The 20,306-nt window shown below is 72.4% G+C and carries 17 protein-coding genes; 9 read left to right on the plus strand and 8 right to left on the minus strand.

What is annotated here, in order from left to right:
- Nucleotides 1-4 precede the first annotated feature (4 nt).
- The 4 genes from FED44_RS16450 to FED44_RS16465 are packed head-to-tail and all read right to left on the minus strand — an operon-like array spanning nucleotide 5 to nucleotide 3,664.
- Nucleotides 5-331 carry a non-heme iron oxygenase ferredoxin subunit gene (locus FED44_RS16450; protein ID WP_117410048.1) on the minus strand — a complete coding sequence of 109 codons (327 nt, stop codon included), beginning with the start codon at nucleotides 329-331 and terminating at the stop codon, nucleotides 5-7.
- Nucleotides 328-1,452 (minus strand): Fe-S cluster assembly protein SufD, encoded by a 1,125-nt coding sequence (gene sufD, locus FED44_RS16455; RefSeq protein ID WP_117410049.1) that lies wholly within the window; start codon nucleotides 1,450-1,452, stop codon nucleotides 328-330. Before sufD ends, FED44_RS16450 begins: the two co-directional genes overlap by 4 nt.
- Nucleotides 1,452-2,864: a Fe-S cluster assembly protein SufB gene (sufB, locus tag FED44_RS16460; RefSeq protein WP_138461188.1), complete on the minus strand. Its 1,413-nt coding sequence runs from the start codon at nucleotides 2,862-2,864 to the stop codon at nucleotides 1,452-1,454. Before sufB ends, sufD begins: the two co-directional genes overlap by 1 nt.
- On the minus strand, nucleotides 2,861-3,664 hold the full coding sequence (locus tag FED44_RS16465) for a helix-turn-helix transcriptional regulator (protein WP_244301987.1): 804 nt from the start codon (nucleotides 3,662-3,664) through the stop codon (nucleotides 2,861-2,863). The genes sufB and FED44_RS16465 overlap by 4 nt, the downstream gene beginning before the upstream one ends.
- Nucleotides 3,665-4,016: 352 nt before the next feature.
- On the opposite strand from FED44_RS16465, the gene FED44_RS16470 reads away from it, so the two are divergent.
- The 3 genes from FED44_RS16470 (at nucleotide 4,017) to FED44_RS16480 (ending at nucleotide 6,721) form a co-directional block, all read left to right on the plus strand.
- The gene (locus FED44_RS16470; RefSeq protein WP_244301988.1) at nucleotides 4,017-4,946 is read left to right on the plus strand and encodes an ABC transporter ATP-binding protein; all 930 of its coding nucleotides are present in this window, start codon (nucleotides 4,017-4,019) and stop codon (nucleotides 4,944-4,946) included.
- A gap of 56 nt (nucleotides 4,947-5,002) precedes the next feature.
- A complete protein-coding gene (locus tag FED44_RS16475) occupies nucleotides 5,003-5,719 on the plus strand; it encodes an ABC transporter permease (RefSeq protein ID WP_117410060.1) in 717 nt (238 codons plus the stop codon).
- Between the two features lie 90 nt (nucleotides 5,720-5,809).
- Nucleotides 5,810-6,721 carry an EamA family transporter gene (locus tag FED44_RS16480; RefSeq protein ID WP_117410051.1) on the plus strand — a complete coding sequence of 304 codons (912 nt, stop codon included), beginning with the start codon at nucleotides 5,810-5,812 and terminating at the stop codon, nucleotides 6,719-6,721.
- 18 nt (nucleotides 6,722-6,739) lie between these two features.
- Here the strand turns inward: FED44_RS16480 and FED44_RS16485 are convergent, their stop codons facing one another.
- On the minus strand, nucleotides 6,740-7,450 hold the full coding sequence (locus tag FED44_RS16485) for a GntR family transcriptional regulator (RefSeq protein WP_117410061.1): 711 nt from the start codon (nucleotides 7,448-7,450) through the stop codon (nucleotides 6,740-6,742).
- A gap of 173 nt (nucleotides 7,451-7,623) precedes the next feature.
- On the opposite strand from FED44_RS16485, the gene FED44_RS16490 reads away from it, so the two are divergent.
- Both FED44_RS16490 and FED44_RS16495 read left to right on the plus strand, forming a co-directional pair.
- Complete coding sequence (locus tag FED44_RS16490) at nucleotides 7,624-8,631, plus strand: COX15/CtaA family protein (protein WP_138461190.1); 1,008 nt, start codon at nucleotides 7,624-7,626, stop codon at nucleotides 8,629-8,631.
- A complete protein-coding gene (locus tag FED44_RS16495) occupies nucleotides 8,628-9,356 on the plus strand; it encodes a SanA/YdcF family protein (RefSeq protein WP_244301990.1) in 729 nt (242 codons plus the stop codon). Before FED44_RS16490 ends, FED44_RS16495 begins: the two co-directional genes overlap by 4 nt.
- 369 nt (nucleotides 9,357-9,725) lie before the next feature.
- Here FED44_RS16495 and FED44_RS16500 read toward each other — a convergent pair whose 3' ends face one another.
- Nucleotides 9,726-10,841: a lytic polysaccharide monooxygenase auxiliary activity family 9 protein gene (locus tag FED44_RS16500; protein WP_222867892.1), complete on the minus strand. Its 1,116-nt coding sequence runs from the start codon at nucleotides 10,839-10,841 to the stop codon at nucleotides 9,726-9,728.
- A gap of 181 nt (nucleotides 10,842-11,022) precedes the next feature.
- Nucleotides 11,023-12,372 (minus strand): PrsW family intramembrane metalloprotease, encoded by a 1,350-nt coding sequence (locus FED44_RS16505; protein ID WP_244301991.1) that lies wholly within the window; start codon nucleotides 12,370-12,372, stop codon nucleotides 11,023-11,025.
- A 141-nt stretch (nucleotides 12,373-12,513) separates the two neighbouring features.
- Between FED44_RS16505 and FED44_RS16510 the strand changes: the two genes are divergently transcribed.
- Nucleotides 12,514-14,076 (plus strand): N,N-dimethylformamidase beta subunit family domain-containing protein, encoded by a 1,563-nt coding sequence (locus FED44_RS16510; RefSeq protein WP_138461193.1) that lies wholly within the window; start codon nucleotides 12,514-12,516, stop codon nucleotides 14,074-14,076.
- Nucleotides 14,077-14,084: 8 nt separating this feature from the next.
- On the opposite strand, the gene FED44_RS16515 is transcribed toward FED44_RS16510, so the two are convergent.
- Complete coding sequence (locus FED44_RS16515) at nucleotides 14,085-15,038, minus strand: heme o synthase (RefSeq protein WP_111699317.1); 954 nt, start codon at nucleotides 15,036-15,038, stop codon at nucleotides 14,085-14,087.
- Nucleotides 15,039-15,236: 198 nt separating this feature from the next.
- On the opposite strand from FED44_RS16515, the gene tkt reads away from it, so the two are divergent.
- The 3 genes from tkt to FED44_RS16530 are packed head-to-tail and all read left to right on the plus strand — an operon-like array spanning nucleotide 15,237 to nucleotide 20,125.
- Complete coding sequence (tkt, locus tag FED44_RS16520) at nucleotides 15,237-17,378, plus strand: transketolase (RefSeq protein ID WP_208759013.1); 2,142 nt, start codon at nucleotides 15,237-15,239, stop codon at nucleotides 17,376-17,378.
- A 10-nt stretch (nucleotides 17,379-17,388) separates the two neighbouring features.
- Nucleotides 17,389-18,492, plus strand: a complete 1,104-nt coding sequence (gene tal / locus FED44_RS16525; protein ID WP_111699318.1) for a transaldolase — start codon at nucleotides 17,389-17,391, stop codon at nucleotides 18,490-18,492.
- Between the two features lie 7 nt (nucleotides 18,493-18,499).
- Nucleotides 18,500-20,125 (plus strand): glucose-6-phosphate isomerase, encoded by a 1,626-nt coding sequence (locus FED44_RS16530; protein WP_111699319.1) that lies wholly within the window; start codon nucleotides 18,500-18,502, stop codon nucleotides 20,123-20,125.
- The last annotated feature ends 181 nt before the right edge of the window (nucleotides 20,126-20,306 follow it).

Genomic DNA, 20,306 nt, shown 5'->3' on the forward strand with positions numbered 1-20,306 from the left:
GTATTTACTCCTTCGAGAGCGAGACGTACACGTCGTCGCCTTCGATCTTGACTCGGTAGACGTTGACGGGCCTGGTCGCGGGCGGCCCGGTGGGCTTGCCGCTGCGCAGGTCGAAGCAGGAGCCGTGCAGCCAGCACTCCAGCGTGTTGTCGTAGACCTCGCCCTCGCTGAGGCGGACCTCGGCGTGCGAGCACACGTCGCGCAGGGCGAAGACCTCGCCGCCGGTCCGCACCAGCGCGACCGGCGTGTCCTCGACCTCCAGGCCGACGACGCCCCCGTCGGGGATGTCGGCGACCTGGCAGACCTTCTCCCAGCGGAGCTCGCCGCTCATCGGGCCAGCTCCGCCTCGACCGCGGACAGCACGCGCTCGCGCAGCTCCGGAAGCTGGATCTTCTCCAGCAACTGGGCGAAGAACCCGTGGATGACCAGGCGGCGGGCCTCGTCGAACGGGATGCCCCGGGCCTGCAGGTAGAAGATGTGCTCGTCGTCGAGGCGGCCGGAGGCGGACGCGTGGCCCGCTCCCGCGACCTCGCCGGTGAGGATCTCCAGATTCGGCACCGAGTCGGCGCGGGCGCCGTCGGTGAGGATGAGGTTGCGGTTGAGCTCGTAGGTGTCGGTGCCCTCGGCCTCGGCCCGGATGATCACATCGCCGATCCAGACCGCGTGGGCGGCGTCGCCCTGCAGCGCGCCCTTGTAGGTCACGTTGCTGCGGCAGTTCGGCACGCTGTGGTCCACCAGCAGGCGGTGCTCCAGGTGCTGCCCGGCGTCCACGAAGTAGAGCCCGGTGAGGTCGGCGTCGCCGCCCGGGGCGGTGTACGACACCGAGGGCGACAGCCGTACGAGGTCACCGCCGAGGGTGACCACGAACGACCGGAACGTCGCGTCCTTGCCGAGCCTCGCGTGGTGGTGGGAGACGTGCACGGCGTCGTCGTCCCAGTCCTGCAGGCTGACGACCTTCAGCGTCGCGCCCTCGGCCACGTCGAACTCGACGTTGTCGGCGTAGACCGCGCTGCCGCGGTGGTCCAGGACCAGCACGGCCTCGGCCATCGGCTCCACCGACACGAGGATGTGCCCGTAGGCGGCGGCGCCGGCCCCGGACCCGCGCAGCGTGATCACGGTGGGCCGGGAGGCGGCCGTCATCCTCGGCACCGTGACGACGGTGGCCTTCTCGAACGACGAGTACGCCTGCGCGCTGACCCGGTCGGCCGGGGTGTAGGTCCGGCCGAGCCGGGCGTCGTCGCGGGCGACGGTCTCGACCCGCACCTCGGGCGCGGCCTCGACGTCCACCACGACGCCACCGGTGACGGCGGCCGTGCCGTCGTGCAACCCCTTCAGCCGCGCGAGCGGCGTGAAGCGCCACTCCTCCTCGCGACCCGTCGGCACCGGGAAGTCCGCCACGTCGTACGACGCCTTCTCGTGCAGCGTCGACAGCGGTTTGGTCTCCAGGCCCATCAGCCGACCGCTCCTTCCATCTGCAGCTCGATCAGGCGGTTGAGCTCCAGGGCGTACTCCATGGGCAGCTCGCGGGCGATCGGCTCCACGAACCCACGGACGATCATGGCCATCGCCTCGTCCTCGCCGAGGCCCCGGCTCATCAGGTAGAACAGCTGGTCCTCCGACACCTTGGAGACCGTGGCCTCGTGGCCCATCGAGACGTCGTCCTCGCGGACGTCGACGTACGGGTAGGTGTCGGACCGGCTGATCTGGTCGACCAGCAGCGCGTCGCACTTGACGGTCGAGGCCGAGCCGGCCGCGCCCTCGTCGATCTGCACCAGGCCGCGGTAGGACGTGCGGCCGCCGCCGCGTGCGACGGACTTGGAGATGATCGTCGAGGAGGTCTTCGGCGCGAGGTGCACCATCTTGGCGCCCGCGTCCTGGTGCTGGCCCTCGCCGGCGAAGGCGACCGACAGCGTCTCGCCCTTGGCGTGCTCGCCCATGAGGTAGACGGCCGGGTACTTCATCGTGACCTTGGAGCCGATGTTCCCGTCGATCCACTCCATGGTCGCGCCCTCGTACGCCACGGCGCGCTTGGTGACCAGGTTGTAGACGTTGTTCGACCAGTTCTGGATCGTCGTGTAGCGGCAGCGGGCGCCCTTCTTCACGATGATCTCGACGACCGCCGAGTGCAGCGAGTCGGACGAGTAGATCGGCGCGGTGCAGCCCTCGACGTAGTGGACGTAGGAGTTCTCGTCCACGATGATCAGCGTCCGCTCGAACTGGCCCATGTTCTCGGTGTTGATCCGGAAGTAGGCCTGCAGCGGGATCTCGACGTTCACGTTCGGCGGCACGTAGATGAACGAGCCACCGGACCACACGGCGGTGTTGAGCGCGGCGAACTTGTTGTCGCCCACCGGGATCACCGTGCCGAAGTACTCCTTGAAGAGCTCCTCGTGCTCGCGCAGGCCGGTGTCGGTGTCGACGAAGATGACGCCCTTTTCCTCGAGGTCCTCACGGATCTTGTGGTAGACGACCTCGGACTCGTACTGGGCGGCGACGCCGGCGATGAGGCGCTGCTTCTCCGCCTCCGGGATGCCGAGCTTGTCGTAGGTGTTCTTGATGTCGGGCGGCAGCTCGTCCCAGGAGGCGGCCTGCTTCTCGGTGGAGCGCACGAAGTACTTGATGTTGTCGAAGTCGATGCCCGTGAGGTCGGAGCCCCAGGTCGGCAGCGGCTTCTTCCAGAACAGCCGAAGGCCCTTGAGGCGCAGGTCGAGCATCCACTCCGGCTCGTTCTTGAGCGCGGAGATGTTGCGGACGACCTCTTCGGACAGCCCACGCCGGGCCGTGGCCCCCGCCACGTCCGCGTCGGCCCAGCCGAACTTGTAATTCCCGAGGCCTTCCAGCTCCGGGCGGTCGGTGACAGTCACCTGCCGGACTCCTTGCTCGTCGTTGTGCTCGATATGTGTGCGGCCGGTGCGGGTGCGACCGGCGGATCGGTACGGCCGTGCCGCGCGGCCAGCGCGGGTGAACTGACGTGGGTGGTGCAGACGCCGTCGCCGTTGGCGATCGTGGCCAGCCGCTGCACCGGAGTGCCGAGCAGCCGGGCGAACGCCTCGGTCTCTGCCTCGCACAGCTGCGGGAACGCCGCCGCGACGTGCGCCACCGGGCAGTGATGCTGGCAGAGCTGCTCGCCGCCCTTGCCGGTCGCGGTCGCGGACGCCGCGTATCCCTCCGTCGACAGCGCCTCCGCCAGCACGCGGACCCGCTGCTCGGCCGGGACCTCGCGCATCAGCGTCTCCAGCCTGCCGACCAGCCCGGACACCTGCGCCCGCGCGAACTCCGACACCGCATCGCCGCCCAGGCGCTCGGCCAGGAAGCGCAGCGCGCTGCCGGCCAGGTCGTCGTAGGCGTGGACGAAGGCGCTGCGGCCCGCGTCGGTGATCGCGAACATCTTGGCCGGCCTGCCGCGTCCCCGCTGACCGCGGGGGCGGGCCGTACGCGGCTCGATCATGCCGTCGGCCAGCAGCGCGTCGAGGTGACGGCGCACCGCGGCCGGTGTCAGCCCGAGCCGCTCGCCGAGCGCCGCGGCGGTCACCGGCCCGTGTTCCAGGATGAGCCGGGCCACCCTCGCCCGGGTGCCCCGCTCGGCGCTGATGTCGCCCCTGCCGGCGCCGATGGCGGCCTCACGCGCGGGGGACGCGGACGCCGAGAACGGCCGCGTCGCCACGGCCCTCTCCACGCTCTGTCGCCCCTGCACGTTTTTCACAACATCAGTGTGCCGTAATTCCTTCCCGGTCGACAAACCCAAGACGGGGTCGACGGGCATGCAATTTCTCACGCAGGCAAGGCTTACCTAACCTGCGACGACGGCGCCGCGAAGGTTTTCCGTGCTCTTTACTCCGCGGACGTTCGCGAGCGGCGTCCGCCGACGAGAGCGCGCCCGCCGCTCCCTAAACTCGATGCAGTCGACGGCGTGGAGCGGGGTCCGGATTTCCGTCCCGCCGCGCGGTCGCGTCTGTGAGGGGAGGCCGGTCGCGTGACCGGGGTAGGCAGCACGCCCGGCGGCGTGGGTGACAGCGGTGGGTGACAGCGCGGTGAGCGACGGCGCGCCGGCGGTCGAGATCGACGGACTGGTCAAGCGGTACGGCCGCACCACGGCCGTCGACGGGCTGGCCTTCAGCTGCGCCCGGGGCGCGGTCACCGCCATCCTCGGCCCGAACGGCGCGGGCAAGACCTCCACGATCGAGATCTGCGAGGGGTTCCGCAGGCCGGACGGCGGGACCGTGCGGGTGCTCGGGCTCGACCCGGCCGATCCCGCGCTGAAGCCGCGCCTGGGGATCATGCCGCAGGCGGGCGGGGTGCCGCCGGCCGCCCGCGCGGGCGAATGGCTGCGCGTGGTCTCCCGGTTCTACGCCCACCCCCTCGATCCGGACGCCCTGCTCGCCCTGCTGGGCCTGACCGCGCACGCGCGCACGCCGTACCGGCGGCTGTCGGGTGGCCAGCAGCAGCGCCTGTCGCTCGCGGCGGCCGTCGTCGGGCGGCCCGAGCTGGTCTTCCTGGACGAGCCGACGGCCGGGCTCGACCCGCAGGCCAGGCACGCCTGCTGGGACCTGGTCACCGCACTGCGCGACGCCGGGGTGTCGGTCGTGCTGACGACCCACCAGATGGACGAGGCCGAGAGGCTCTCCGACCACGTGGTGGTCATCGACCACGGACGGGTGGTCGCCGAGGGCACGCCGTCGGAGCTGACCGGTGCCGAGCGCCAGCTCAGGTTCCGCGCCCGCCCCGGCCTCGACGTGGAGGAACTGCTCGCGGCGCTGCCGCCGGGCAGCGCCGCCAAGGAGTCGCCGTCGGGGCACTACATCATCGAGGGACAGGTCGGCCCCCAGCTGCTGGCGACCGTCACCGCGTGGTGCGCCACCGAGGGCGTGACCACCGAGGACCTGCGCATCGAGCGGCGCACGCTGGAGGACGTCTTCCTCGAACTGACCGGCAGGGAGCTGCGGTGAGCGCGATCACCACGCTGGACCTCACCCCGCGGCCCGGAGCCGCGCCGCTGCACCGGATGGTGCTCGCGCAGGCGGGCGCGGAGATCCGGGCCACGCTGCGCAACGGCGAGCAGCTCCTGCTCACCCTGATCATCCCGATCCTGCTCTTGGCGGGCTTCTCCGCGGCCCCGCTCGTGGACGTCGGCGGCGGCCGGCGGGTCGACTTCGTCGCCCCCGGCATCCTCGCGCTCGCGGTCATGTCGACCGCGTTCACCGGCCAGGCCATCGCCACCGGCTTCGAGCGGCGGTACGGCGTGCTCCGGCGCCTGGGCGCCACCCCGCTGTCGCGGACCGGGCTCCTGCTGGCCAAGACCGTCGCCGTCGTCGCGGTGGAGGCGCTGCAGATCGTGGTGATCACCGTGGTGGCCCTGGCCCTCGGCTGGTCGCCGCACGGCGGCCCGCTGTGGGCCGTGCCGCTCCTGCTGCTCGGCACGGCGGCCTTCAGCGGCCTCGGCCTGCTCATGGCGGGCACGCTGCGGGCGGAGGCGACGCTCGCCGGGGCCAACCTCGTCTACCTGGTGCTGCTCGGGCTCGGCGGCGTGCTGTTCCCGCTGGACCGGTTCCCGGGCGGGGTGCGGCAGGTGCTGGAACTGCTGCCGATCAGCGCGCTCACCTCCGGCCTGCGCGGCGTCCTCGGCGACGGCGGCGGCTTCCCCGGCGGCCCGCTGCTCGTGCTGCTCTGCTGGGCCGTCGCCGCCCTCGCCCTGGCCGCCCGCACCTTCCGCTGGGAGTAGTCCGGCGGGTCCGTCGCCCGTTTGCACCGTGTGTATACACCGTATGATTGCGGAGTTTGCGCTGATCGGGGTGACGGGTGAGGGTTGGGCATGACGGCTGAATCGCTGTCCGGGGCAGCCGAGCCGTATCGCGCGGGGCCACGGGCCGGCAGGGCGCTGCGGGCGGCGTCGGACGCGGTGCCGCCGCCGGGGCTGGTGCTGCTGGCCATTCTGTCGGTGCAGGTGGGGGCCGGGCTGGCCAAGAACCTGTTCGGGCAGGTTCCTCCCGCGGCGATGGTGTTCCTGCGCATTGCCACCGGCGCCGTCATGCTCCTGGCCGTGGTGCGGCCGAAGGTGCGCGGGCTGTCGCGGCGCGACCTCGGCGTCGGCGTCGCCTTCGGGCTCAGCCTCGCCCTGATGAACCTGTCGTTCTACGAGGCCCTGGCCCGGCTGCCGATCGGGATCGCGGTGTCCATCGAGTTCATCGGGCCGCTCACCCTGGCCGTCGTGTCCTCCCGCCGCCGGCTGGACCTGCTGTGGGTGGCGCTGGCCGCCGCCGGCGTGATCCTGCTCGCGCCCTGGGGCGAGGCGGGCTCCGCGACCTGGGCCGGCATCGGGTTCGCCGCGCTGGCCGGGACGTTCTGGGCCGCCTACATCGTGTTCTCGGCGGCCACCGGCGCCCGGTTCCCCGGCGCGAGCGGGCTGACCTTCGCCATGATCGTGGCCACGGTGTTCGTCACCCCCGTCGGGGTCGTGGCGGGCGGCGACGCCCTGCTGCGGCCCGAGATCCTGCTCCTCGGGGCCGGCGTCGGCCTGCTCTCCTCGGTCATCCCGTACTCGCTGGAGCTGGAGGCCCTGCGCCGGATGCCCAAGCGGGTCTTCGGGATCCTGATGAGCCTGGAACCCGCCGTCGCCGCGCTCGTCGGCCTGTTCGTCCTGCACGAGGTGCTCCAGGGCCGCGAGTGGGCGGCGATCGGCTGCGTGGTCGTCGCCTCCATCGGCGCCACCCGCGCCGGCGGCTGAACCGTACGCCGCCGGGCCCTACTGCGGCGGGTCGGCCGACCAGATCGCGCGTACCTGCTGGATGTGGTGGTGGGTCAGGCGCTCGGCCGCCGGGACGTCGCCGCGTACGACGGCGTCGAGAAGGTCGAGGTGCTCGCGGGCCGAGGCCACCAGCATCCGCGTGTCGGGCAGCCCGCGCAGCCCGTAGAGCCGGGCCCGGGCCCGCAGGTCCCTGACCGTCTCCACCAGCCGGGCGTTGCCCGACAGGCCGAGCAGCGCCAGGTGGAACCGCTGGTCCGCCGCGACGTAGGCGAGCAGGTCGCCGCGGGCGGCCGCCGCCACGATCTCCCGGGCCAGCGGGCGCAGCTCCTCGGCCTCGGCGGCGCGGCCCTCCCGGGCCAGCCGGGCCACCGTGGGCGCCTCGATCAGCCGCCGGATCTCGATGATCTCGTCGAGGTCCCGCTCGGACACCTCGGCCACCCGGAAGCCCTTGTTGCGCAGGGCCTCGAACAGGCCCTCCTTCGCGAGGTCGAGCATCGCCTCGCGCACCGGTGTGGCGGAGACGCCGAACCTCGCCGCCAGGGCGGGCGCCGAGTAGACGACGCCCGGCCGCATCTCCCCGGCCACCAGCGCGTCGCGCAGCGCCTGCGCCACCTGCTCGCGCAGGTTCTGCCGGGTGGCCGGAACCGCCGGGCCGGCGTCGCAGGGCTCTACGCGGCCCGGCTCCCCGCGTACCGGTTCTCCGCGCATCTGCCTTCCCCCCGCCCCGGACATCGTCCGGTCACCGCCCTCCTCACGCTCCACGGCCGATCGTACCGTTTCCCCGCCCGCGATGATCTACGCGTACGGGCTCCGGGAGCGGCCCTTCGCGCAGGCACGGGCCCCCCGGGGCGGGGAGGGGACCACCCCGGGGGCCGCCTACCATGAGTGTCGTGAAGCCCACGACTGACCGGATTCGCTCCGCCCTGCTCGCCCTGTACCGCTCGATCGTGTTCCCGACGGCCGAGTCGATGCGGCGGTGGGCGCTCGCGGCGATCGTGGTCAACGTCGGCATCACGATCACCGGCGCCGCCGTGCGCGTCACCGGCTCGGGCCTCGGCTGCCCGACCTGGCCGCGCTGCACGCCCGGCAGCTTCGTGCCGGCGCGGATCGACACCCACGCCCCGGTCAACATGGCGATCGAGTTCGGCAACCGGCTGCTGTCGTTCCTGGTGCTCGCGGTCGCGGCCGCGTGCGTGGTCGCCGCCTGGAGGCTGGGGCGCGGCGAACGCGGCAGGCCGGTCCTGCTGCGGCTCGCGCTGCTGCAGCCGGCCGGAGTCGTCGTGCAGGCGCTGTGGGGCGGCCTGGTGGTGCACAGCATGCTCAACCCGGTGACCGTGGCCGTCCACTTCCTCTTCTCGATCGGCATGACCGCCGCCGCCGTCGTGCTGTACGCGCGGGCCTCCGAGGGAGACGCCCCGGGGCAGCGGCTGGTCCACAAGGACATCCGCACGCTCGGGTACGTGCTGGTCGCCGCCGCCTTCACGCTGCTGCTGGCGGGGGTCGTGGTGACCGGAACCGGCCCGCACTCGGGGGACGAGGCGGCCTCCCGGTTCGGCTTCGACATCCAGAGCGTGGTGCGGCTGCACACCGACGTCGCCTACCTCGTCGTCGGGCTGACGTTCGCCCTGCTGTTCGCCCTGCACGTGACCGACTCCCCCGGCCGCGCCCGGCGTGCCGCGCTCGTGCTGCTCGGCGTGGAGCTGTCGCAGGGCGTGGTCGGGTACGTCCAGTACTTCCTCGCCGTGCCCGCGGCCCTGGTGCTGCTGCACGTGCTCGGAGCGACGCTCGTGTGGATCTGCGCGCTCCGCGTCGTGTTCCTCATGCGCACCCGGGGACCCGTGCCCGTCTCCGCGGCCGAACGGCCGGAGCTCCACCACGCGGCGGTGTGAGCGAGGTGGGAGGCTTACCCCGCCCCTCGTCCCGCCTGGCGCCCTGGACCTGGTCGCGTACGGCCCGGCGCCGGGGCTTCCAGGCCCTCGTCGCCCTGAGCGTTCTGCCGCTGGCGCCGATCACCTGGGCCTGGCTGACGAGCGCGGCGCACCGGGTGACGGCGGAGCCGGGCACGCGGTGGACCGCCTCGGTGCCCGCCATGCCGACCGCGCTCGTGCTCGGCGCGGGCGTCATGGGCGACCGCCCCTCCCCCATGCTTCGCACGCGGCTCGACATCGCGGCCGACCTCTACCGCGCGGGCCGGGTGCGGGCCCTGCTGCTGTCCGGCGACAACAGCCGCAGGAGCTACGACGAGCCGACGGTCATGCGCGACTACCTGGTCTCCAGGGGCGTCCCCGGCGAGCGGATCGTGCTCGACTACGCCGGGTTCGACACCTGGGACTCCTGCGTCCGGGCCAAGGAGATCTTCGGGGCGTCGCGTCTCGTGGTGGTCACTCAGGTGTTCCATCTCCCCCGGGCCGTCGCGCTGTGCCGGACCGCCGGGCTCGACGCGTTCGGCGTCGGGGACGACTCCAGCCGCGACTGGCCGACGGAGACGGTGGTCTACGCGATGCGGGAGTTCCCCGCCGCCGCCAAGGGCCTGCTCGACGGCCTGGTCCTGCGCTCCTCGCCGCGGTTCCTCGGCCGGCGCGAGGTCACCCTCGACCGCGCACTGGCCCGCTGACGGAGCGGCTCCTCTCCTGAGAGGTACGGCTCGGCCCTCTCCGCGCGGCGGCGGGCGACGCCGCGCATTGTGGCCTGACGTCGTGCCGCGAAACTTTCATCCGGTCGCCCCCGGCGACCTGGGCCGATTGTGGCGGGCGGGCCCGGGCCGCTGGCCGGTGGCGGAGGAGGGCGTTAGGGTCCGGGGCACGTGGGAGCGCTCCCACCTATCCGTACGGGAGGTGAGGCCACACCACGAGTGGCTATCGCACCGCGGGTACGAGGCGGACCCTCCTCCGCCCACCCATCGCGCGACGCCCGGGGAGGCCGTCACGGCGGCCTCCCCGGGCGTCTCCCGCGAATCCGGACTCAGTTCACCGTCGCGCGCCGCTCAGCCGCAGCTGATGTCGCTGATCGTCGGCGCGGCCGACCCGGAGCCGAGGAACCCGGCAGTGGCCGAGGCCCCCGGGGCCAGCGAGTTGTTGTACGTCGGCGCGTGGATCATCGCGAACGGCCCGCTCTGCATCGAGGTCCCGTTCCACGCCTGGGTGACCGTCGCGCCGTTGGACAGCTGCCACTGGATGTACCAGCCGTTCAGCGGGCTCGTGCCGGTGTTCTTGATCGTGGCCTCACCCTGGAAGCCGCCCGGCCAGGTGTTGGTCAGCTTCACCGTGGCGGTGCAGGACGGGTTCCCGGTCGTCGGGGACGCCGAGGGGCTCCGGCTGGGCGTGGCACTCGGGCTGGCGCTGGGGCTCACACTGGGGCTCACGCGGGGGGACGCGCTGGGGGACGCGCTGGGGGACGCGCTCGGCGACGGGTTGCCGCCGACGAAGTCCACGTCCGAGCAGCCGTAGAACGTCTCCTGGCTGTCGGAGCGGTACCAGACGGCGTAGATGATGTGCCGGCCGCTCTTGTTGGGCAGCTTCCCGGAGAAGCGGTACGCGCCGTTGGTGACCGCGGGCTCGGGGTCGGCCGTCAGGAAGGGCTGCTCCTCCATGTCCGCCCAGGTCAGCGGCTTGGTGGGGTCGTAGCCGTCCTTGGTGACGTAGAGCTTGAAGCCGCCGGGGTGGGGCACCCAGGCGCCGTAGACGAAGTCGTACGTCGCGCCGGCCCTGACCGTGGTGGTCGGCCAGTCGGTCCTGGCCGCGTCGTAGGCGGCGTACTTGCTGAAACCGCCGCTGCACAGCTGGCCGTCGGGGATGAAGCCCCGGGTGCGGCCGCCGCCGTCGGAGCGGAGCACGCCGTACCAGTCGTAGAGGGGCTGGGTGCCGCCGGCCGCCACCGCGTCCTTGCAGGCGGCGTTCTTGGGGATGATCTGGCCACCGGTCAGGCCGTCGGTGTAGCAGGCGTAGGTGCGGCTGGCGGGGGCCTGCAGCGCGCCGTGGGCCTCGGCGGCGGTCTGGGTCACTACCGCGACGACGCCGGCGAGCAGGGCCGCCACCGCGGCGAGGACGGCGAGGTTGCGCCCGGATCTCAACCGCGGAGTTCGCAGGGGCAGGAATCTCACAGGGGTTCTCCTCTGATGGGCGGGCACGCCTTCGGGGAGGAAGGTCGCGCCGTCTTGAGCTGTCGTACGAGAAGAACGCGTGCGGCATCGCCGCACGCCCTCCTGAGCCCACCCATCAGTGGCCACCGCGCACCATGATTGAAACACGCGCGAGGCGCCCGGGCCAACCGCGGCCGGCGGATCAGTTCGGCCGGTGTCCGCCCTGCGGCGGCTGCTGCCCATAACCGCCGGGGGGAAGACCGCCGGGGGCATGACCGCCAGGGGGAAGGCCGCCAGGGGGAAGGCCGCCGGGGCCGGGCGGGCCGTACCAGGGCGGCACGGCGGGGCCGCCCGGCCATCGGCCCGGGGGCGGCGCGCCGGGGGCGTACCCCGGCGGCGGCACCCCGCGCGCCGCGTCCGCCTGATGACGCTCCGGCAGCGGGAAGGACATCCGGGCGTAGGCCATCAGGTCCGCCAGCGACCGCTGCTGGGCGCGGAAGGTCTCCTCGTCGACGCCGCCCCTGGCCGCGCGAGCGTGCAGCAGCCCGAGCTCGGTCGAGGCGAGCTGGTAGTCGATCATCGCTCGCGCCCCCGCCCGGCCGCCGAGGGCCTTGGCCCAGGCCCGAGCGTGCCTCCGGCGGCGCAGCGACGACAGCATGAAGATGTCCGCCTGGTTGATCAGCCCGTTGCGCTCGTACGGCGGGAGGTAGTGCTGGATCAGCCCGACGATCCGCCGCCTGTCCCGGAAGATCACGACGAGTTCGACCACGAGCAGCAGCATCAGCAGCAGGTAGGCGATGGCCAGCCCGCCGAGCCCGCCGAAGGTGGCGAGGCCGTTCCAGAGGCCGTGCAGCAGCATCGCCCCGATCCAGCCGATGACGATCACGATGACGCCCACCGCGCCCCGGCGCTGGGCGGCGTACGCGACCGCGATGCCGATCAGCGAGGTGAACAGCGGATGGGCGAACGGCGAGAGGACGGCCCTCAGCACGAGCGTGGCGGCGAGCCCCTGGGCGCCGTTCTCCTGCAGCGCCGCGATGTAGTAGCTGACGTTCTCCGACATGGCGAAGCCCAGCCCGACCATGCTGGCGTAGATGATCCCGTCGGTCGGGCCGTCGAGCTCGTGCCGGCGGAACCACAGCAGCCCGAGCAGCACCAGCCCCTTAGCCGTCTCCTCGACCGGCGGCGCGCCGAAGGTGGCGACGAGGTTCCGCGCGTTGCCGACGTCACCGAGCTGGTGAGCGACGTAGACGAGGTTGAGCGAGTTCAGCAGCCCGGCGAGCAGCACGGCGATGCCGGCGCCCCAGGCGAACGCGAAGGCCAGGTTGCTGCGCGGCTCGGGTTCCATGCGGTCCAGCGCCAGCACGCCCGCGAGCAGCAGCGGCACCGGCGCCACCGCGAGCCCGAGCGCGATGAAGAACTGGACCGGGTCGCCGTTGATGATGTCGAAGGAGAACGACACCAGGGCGCAGAACCCGGCGATGACCAGGCCCGCGATCAGACCGACGGACGGGCGTTCCTTCAGGACGGCGCGAGGGTCGAGGCCTGCCACTTTGCGACTGTAACCGAACACGGCCGCTGCGGTCCCCCTCCGGTCCCAGGAGATCCCAAAGATCCCGTGCCGGGAATTATCCCGCATGTCGAGCGGGAGGATCGGCCGAGCGGAGCGGAACCGGGGGCACAATAGGCGATCATGAACGTCGCACCACGCGGCGGGCTCGGGCGGCGCGGCTTCCTGCGCGTCGCGGCCGCGGCGGCCGTCGGCTCGGTCGCCGCCTGCGAGCCCGCCGTACAGCTCAGGGGATCAGGGCAGGCCACGTCCCCGGGAACAGCCGCCTCGCCGCCTTCGCCCGGATCGTCCCGCACGCCCGCACCGGAACGGCTCATGGCCGGCGACCCGGACTGGCGGATTCGCCGGACCGGCCCCGACGAGGCGATAGAGGGCTACTGCGACCGCGCGAGCGTGCTGCCCGGCGAGACCATCGGGCTGCACGTGTCCACGACCGGGGACCGCTTCCGGGTCACCGCCTACCGCATGGGCTGGTACGGCGGCGCCCTGGCCCGCCGGGTGTGGCGCTCGGCGTGGGCGCGGGGACTCGACCAGGGCCGCGGCAGGGTCGCCGGGGACACCCGCACCGTTCGCGCCGGCTGGCGGCGGAGCATGACGGTGCCGACCGAGGGCTGGCCGGAGGGGGTCTATCTGCTGCGCCTGGACTCCGAGCGCGGCCACCAGCGGTACGTGCCGCTGGTCGTGCGCTCGGCCTCCGGAGCCGGCCGTACGGTCCTCGTCCACGCGACCCCGACCTGGCAGGCGTACAACCGGTGGGGCGGCTACAGCCTGTACTACGGGGAGGACGGCAGGTACGAGAGCCGGTCGCTCGCGGTCAGCTTCGACCGGCCGTACGACGCGACCGGGATGGAGAAGTTCCTGGTCCACGAGCGGCCGGTGGTGGCGCTGGCGGAACGGCTCGGCCTGCCCCTCGCCTACACGACGCACGGCGACCTGGAGAACGGCCACGACGTGCTGTCCGGCGCCTCCGCCGTGATCTTCCTGGGCCACGACGAGTACTGGACGCCCGGGGTGCGCCAGACCGTGGCCGGGGCCCGCGACGCGGGCGTCAACCTCGCCTTTCTGGGCGCCAACACCTGCTACCGCCGGGTGCGGCTGGAGGACGACGGCCGGACGGTGGTCTGCTACAAGACCGCGGTGGACCTCGACCCGCTGGTCCGCAGGCGCCCGTCGCTCGCGACCACCGACTTCCGGGCGGCGCCGAAGGCCGACCCGGAGTCGTCGCTCGTCGGGGTCTACTACGACGGCTATCCGGTCGACGCGCCCTTCGTGGTGCACGAGCCCGATCACTGGATCTTCGCCGGCACCGGCGCGCGCCGCGGCGACGCCTTCCCCCACCTGGTGGGGGTGGAGTACGACCGGGTGAACACCGACGTGCCGACGCCGAGGCCGCTGCAGATCCTCGCGCACTCGCCCGTCACCTGCGTGGGACGGCCCAGCTTCGCCAACGCGGCCTACTACACCGCCCCGGGCGGGGCCGGGGTGTTCGCCTCGGGGACCATGCGGTGGGCGGAGACGCTCATGGCGGGCACCCGGGACCTGCCCCGGGCGCACGGCATCGGCGCGCGCACGCGGGCCTTCGTCACGACCGCGACGACCAACCTGCTGAAGGGCTTCGCCGAGGGCCCGGCGGCCGGGCGCATGCCCGCGCCGGACGACAACGTGCGGAGGACCTACCGGCGCTGAGCCGCAGCTCAGACGAGCAGCGAGTCGATCGCGACGGCGAGGAACAGCAGCGCCAGGTAGATGTTCGACCAGTGGAAGAACCGCATCGGCCGCAGGTCGACGCCGGTGCGGCCGGCGTTCACCCGGCCCAGCAGGCGGTGGACCTCCACCAGGCAGACCACGCCGAGCACGAGCGCGACGGCCGGGTAGAACAGGGAGGTTCCGGCGACCGGCCACAGCAGCAGCGAGCACAGCACGGTGGCCCAGGTGTAGGCGACGACCTGCTGCACGACCCGGCGTTCGGTGGCCACCACCGGGAGCATCGGCACCTCGGCCGCCGCGTAGTCCTCGCGGTACCGCATGGCGAGGGTCCAGGTGTGCGGCGGCGTCCAGAAGAACACCACGCCGAACAGCACGACCGGGGCCCACGACAGCCCGCCGGTGATGCCGGCCCAGCCGATCAGCACCGGCATGCACCCGGCGATGCCGCCCCACACGATGTTCTGTGACGTACGCCTCTTCAGCACCAGCGAGTAGACGAAGACGTAGAACAGGATCGCGCCGAGCGACAGCGCGGCGGCGAGCCCGTTCACCGTGAGGGCGAGGCCGAGGGTGGACAACGTGCCGAGAATCACACCGAAGACCAGCGCGCCCGCCGGGGAGACGTCGTGCTTGGCGAGCGGCCGCCTGCGGGTCCGCCGCATCGTGCGGTCGATGTCCCGGTCGATGTAGCAGTTCAGCACGTTCGCGCTGCCCGCCGAGAGCGTGCCGAAGATCATCGTGGCGGTGGCCGTCCACAGGTCGGGCAGCCCGCGCGCCGCCAGGAACATGACCGGCAGGGTCGTGATCAGCAGCAGTTCGATGATCCGCGGCTTGGTGAGCGCCACGTAGGCCTTCACGAGCGCCCCGGCGGAGCGGGGAGCCGTGGCCGTCGCGGTGGGCCCGAGGGGGGCCACCGCCTGCTTGTTCGTCAGGACCGTCAAGGCGCTTCCAACACGTGCGAGGTCAACGCGTAACCTTCTGATTAGGGCGGATCTCCGGGCAGCGGCCGGCACTTGAGCAATCACTGTAGTCGCCGGAGCGGGTGGTCCCCGAACCGGGGGCGAAGTCGCGGGCGCGTACCGGAGGTGCCTACCAAACGGTATTACTGCCGACCCGTTAGGGTCCGGTGTGGGCGGGAAATGCCAGAACCGGCGCGAAAACCAGAGGGGATCGAGCAGTTGAGCAGCGCAAGCCTTGAGTGGAGTGACCTTGACCGGCAGACGGTCGACGTCGTACGTGCCCTGGCGATGGACGCCGTGGAGAAGGCCGGATCGGGTCACCCCGGCACCGCGATGAGCCTCGCCCCCGCCGCCTACCTTCTCTTCCAGCGGGTCCTGCGGCACGACCCCTCGGATCCCAAGTGGGCGGGACGTGACAGATTCGTCCTCTCCTGCGGGCATTCGAGCCTGACGCTTTACATCCAGCTCTACCTGTCCGGCTATGGCCTGACCCTCGACGACCTGAAGTCGCTGCGTCAGTGGGGCAGCCTCACCCCGGGTCACCCGGAGTACGGCCACACCCTCGGCGTGGAGACCACGACGGGTCCGCTCGGCCAGGGCATCGGCAACGCGGTCGGCATGGCCATGGCCGCCCGCCGCGAGCGCGGCCTGTTCGACCCCGACGCGGCCGAGGGCGCGTCGCCGTTCGACCACATGATCTGGTGCTTCGCCTCCGAGGGCGACCTGGAGGAGGGCATCAGCCACGAGGTCAGCGCGCTCGCCGGCCACCAGAAGCTCGGCAACCTCGCCGTGGTCTTCGACTCCAACCACATCTCTATCGAGGACGACACCCAGATCGCCCTCTCCGAGGACATCGCCAAGCGCTACGAGGCGTACGGCTGGCACGTCCTGGAGGTCGACTGGACCGCCACCGGGGAGTACGAGGAGGACGTCCAGGCGCTGTACGCGGCGATGGAGGCGGCCCGCGCGGAGACCGAGCGGCCGACGTTCATCAAGCTCCGCACGGTCATCGGCTGGCCGGCGCCGAACAAGCAGAACACCGGCAAGATCCACGGCTCGGCCCTGGGCGCCGACGAGGTCGCCGCGACCAAGCGCGTCCTCGGCATGGACCCGGAGAAGAGCTTCGACGTCCCCGGCGAGGTGCTGGAGCACGCCCGCGAGGTCGTCCAGCGCGGCCGGGCGCTGCGCGCCGAGTGGGACGAGGCGTACCAGAGCTGGCGTGCGGCCAACCCCGAGCGGGCGGAGCTGTTCGACCGCATCTCCGGCCGGAAGCTGCCCGAGGGCTGGGACAAGGCGCTGCCGACGTTCGAGATCGGCTCGCAGGTGGCCACCCGCAAGGCGTCCGGCGAGGTGCTGAGCGCGCTCGCGCCGGTGCTGCCGGAGCTGTGGGGCGGCTCGGCCGACCTGGCGGAGTCCAACAACACCACGATGAAGGGCGAGCCGTCCTTCATCCCGGACGAGTACCAGACCAAGGAGTTCCCCGGCGGCAGGTACGGCCGGACGCTCCACTTCGGCATCCGCGAGCACGGCATGGGCGCGATCCTCAACGGCATCGCGCTGCACAACGGCACCCGCCCGTACGGCGGCACGTTCCTCGTGTTCAGCGACTACATGCGCCCGTCGGTGCGGCTCGCCGCGCTGATGAAGCTGCCGGTGACCTACGTCTGGACGCACGACTCGATCGGCCTCGGCGAGGACGGCCCGACCCACCAGCCGGTCGAGCACCTGTGGGCGTTGCGCGCGATCCCCGGCCTCGACGTCGTCCGCCCGGCGGACGCCAACGAGACCGCGGCCGCATGGAAGGCGATCCTGGAGCACGACGACCGGCCGGCGGGCCTCGCCCTGACCCGGCAGAACGTCCCGACCCTGGAAGGCGCGGGCGACCCCGACGCCGTCGCGAAGGGCGGCTACGTCCTGCAGGACGCCTCCAACGGCCAGCCGGCCGTGGTGATCATCGGCACCGGCAGCGAGGTCCAGCTCGCCGTCGAGGCCCGCACGATCCTGGAGTCGCAGGGCATCCCGACCCGTGTCGTCTCGATGCCGTGCGTGGAGTGGTTCCAGGCGCAGGACCCGGCCTACAAGCAGACCGTGCTGCCCCCCGCCGTGCGTGCCAGGGTCGCCGTCGAGGCGGGAATCCCGCTCGGCTGGCGCGAGTTCGTGGGTGACGCGGGCGAGGTCCTCGGTCTCGACCACTTCGGCGCCTCCGCGCCGTACAAGACGATCTACGAGCAGTTCGGCCTCACCGCCGACCGCGTCGTCGCCGCCGCCAAGGCCAGCCTGGCCAAGACGGGCGCCGACAAGGGCGAGACGACCGGAAACTGAGGGACGAAGGATGAATGAGAACCTGAAGCGGCTGTCCGACGCCGGAGTCTCCATCTGGCTCGACGACATCAGCCGGGAGCGGCTGCGCTCCGGCAACCTCTCCGCCCTGATCCGCGACAAGAACGTGACGGGGGTCACCTCCAACCCCACGATCTTCGCCTCCGCGCTCAGCAAGGGCGACGCCTACGACGCGCAGATGCGCGACCTCGCCACGCGCGGGGTGACGGTCGAGGAGGCCGTACGGGCGATCACCACGTTCGACATCCGCTGGGCGGCCGACGTGCTGCGGCCGGTCTTCGACGCCACCCGCGGCGTCGACGGCCGGGTGTCGATCGAGGTGGACCCGCGCATGGCCCGCCGGACCGAGGCGACCATCGCCGAGGCCCGCGCGCTGTGGTGGCTGGTCGACCGGCCGAACGTGCACATCAAGATCCCGGCGACGGTCGAGGGCCTGCCCGCGATCACGCAGGCGATCTCCGAGGGCATCAGCGTCAACGTCACGCTGATCTTCTCGCTGGAGCGGTACCGCCAGGTGATCGACGCCTGGCTGAGCGGACTGGAGAAGGCGAAGGCCAACGGCCTCGACCTGGCCACGATCGAGTCGGTCGCGTCGTTCTTCGTCAGCCGCGTGGACACCGAGATCGACTCCCGCCTCGACAAGATCGGCACGCCGGAGGCGGCGGAGCTGAAGGGCCGGGCCGCGGTGGCCAACGCCCGCCTGGCGTACGCCGCGTACGAGGAGGTCATGAACTCCCCGCGCTGGCAGGCGCTGCGCGCGGCGGGCGCGCACCCGCAGCGTCCGCTGTGGGCGTCCACGGGCGTGAAGAACCCCGACTTCCCCGACACCCTGTACGTCGAGCAACTGGTCACCGCGGGAGTGGTGAACACGATGCCCGAGAAGACGCTGGACGCGTCGGCCGACCACGGCCGGATCTCCGGCGACACCATCCGCCCCTTCTACCAGCAGGCGTGGGACGTCATGGCCTCGCTCAAGCAGGCCGGCATCGACTACGACGACGTGGTCCGCGCGCTGGAGGAGGAGGGCCTCGAGAAGTTCGAGACGTCCTGGGGCGAGCTGCTGGAGACCGTCGACGGCGAGCTGCGGAAGGCCTGATCTACATATGACTATCGAGGTGACCCTCGGCGACGAGGCGGACGCCGTCGCCGCTGTGAGGGACAAGCTCGTGGCCGAGGGGGTGCCCGCGGCTCTCGCCGCGGGCGACCCCGCCCTCTGGGGGCCGCAGGCGCAGCCCGAGGCCGCCATCCGGCTGGGCTGGCTCGGCCTGCCGAACACGAGCCGGGAGCTGCTGCCGGAGATCGCGAAGCTGGTGGAGCGGGCCCGCGCCGCGGGCCTGGACCACGTCGTGCTGGCCGGGATGGGCGGCTCCTCCCTCGCCCCCGAGGTGATCTGCGCCACCGAGGACGTCCCGCTGACCGTCCTCGACACCACCGACCCGCACCAGGTGCGGCGGGCGCTCGCCGACCGGCTCGACCGCACGGTCGTGGTGGTGGCGAGCAAGAGCGGCGGCACGGTCGAGACCGACAGCCACCGGCGCGTCTACGAGCAGGCGTTCCGCGACGCGGGCATCGACCCGGCCGAGCGGATCGTGGTCGTCACCGACCCGGGCTCGCCGCTGGAGCGGGCGGCCAACGAGGCCGGCTACCCGGTGGTCCTCGCCGACCCGAACGTCGGCGGCCGTTACAGCGCGCTCACCGCGTTCGGCCTGGTGCCGAGCGCCCTGGCGGGCGCGGACGTGGCGAAGCTGCTCGACGACGCCGCCGCCGTGGCGCCGCTGCTCGCCCAGGACGAGGGCAATCCCGGCCTCGACCTCGGCGCGCTGCTCGGCGCGCAGGCCCTGCGCGGGCGCGACAAGCTGATCCTGCGGGACGCGATGTCCGACATCACCGGCCTGCCCGACTGGATCGAGCAGCTCATCGCCGAGTCGACCGGCAAGGAGGGCAAGGGCGTCCTGCCCGTCGTCGGCGCGGAGGCGGCCGAGGCCGACGACCAGTTCCTCGTCTCGATCGGGCCCGACAGCGGCACGACCGTCGACGGGCCGCTCGGCGCGCAGTTCCTGGTCTGGGAGTACGCCACGGCGGTCGCGGGCCGGGTGCTCGGGATCAACCCGTTCGACCAGCCGAACGTCGCCGAGTCGAAGGAGAACACGACCCGGATCCTGGAGGAGGCCGGAGACGGCCCCCTGCCGACCGGCACTCCGATGCTCACCGACGGCCCGGTCGAGGTGTACGGCGACGTGCCCGGCGACCTGAAGAATCTGGCCGACGTCCTCACCTGGCTGCTGCGGTCGATCCCCGAGCGCGGCTACCTGGCGATCATGGCCTACCTCGACCGGGAGGCGGCGTTCGACGCGGCGGTCGTCGGCGAGGCGTCCTTCGAGGAGATGACGGAGACGTGGGCCGGCGCCGACGTCGCCACCCTCCGGGCGCTGCTCGACTACCGGACCGACCACGCCGTCACGTTCGGCTGGGGACCGCGCTTCCTGCACTCGACCGGCCAGTACCACAAGGGCGGGCCGTCGGCCGGGGTGTTCCTCCAGGTCACCGGTGCCGTGACCGACGACATCGAGGTTCCGGGCAAGCCGTACACGCTGGGCCGGCTCCAGCTCGCGCAGGCGCTGGGCGACCTGGGGGCCCTGACCTCCCGGGGCAGGCCGGCCGTCCGCCTGCATCTGACCGACCGCGTCGCCGGAGTCAGGCACCTGCTCTCCGTGGCCGAGGAGCTCTGACCATGCGATGCGTTACCGGCGACGGGCCCGTCCCCCGGGAGGAGACATGACGGAGCAACAGGAGTCCCGGGCCGGCGACGACGGCCGCGGCGCGGCGCCGGGTCAGGAGGACCGGGCCGTCGAGCAGGTCCACGACGTGGCGCTGCCGGTGGCGGAGCACGCGGCGGTGACCGCCGCGCAG

The organism is Microbispora triticiradicis, from assembly GCF_005864065.1.
Taxonomy (GTDB): Bacteria; Actinomycetota; Actinomycetes; order Streptosporangiales; family Streptosporangiaceae; genus Microbispora; species Microbispora triticiradicis.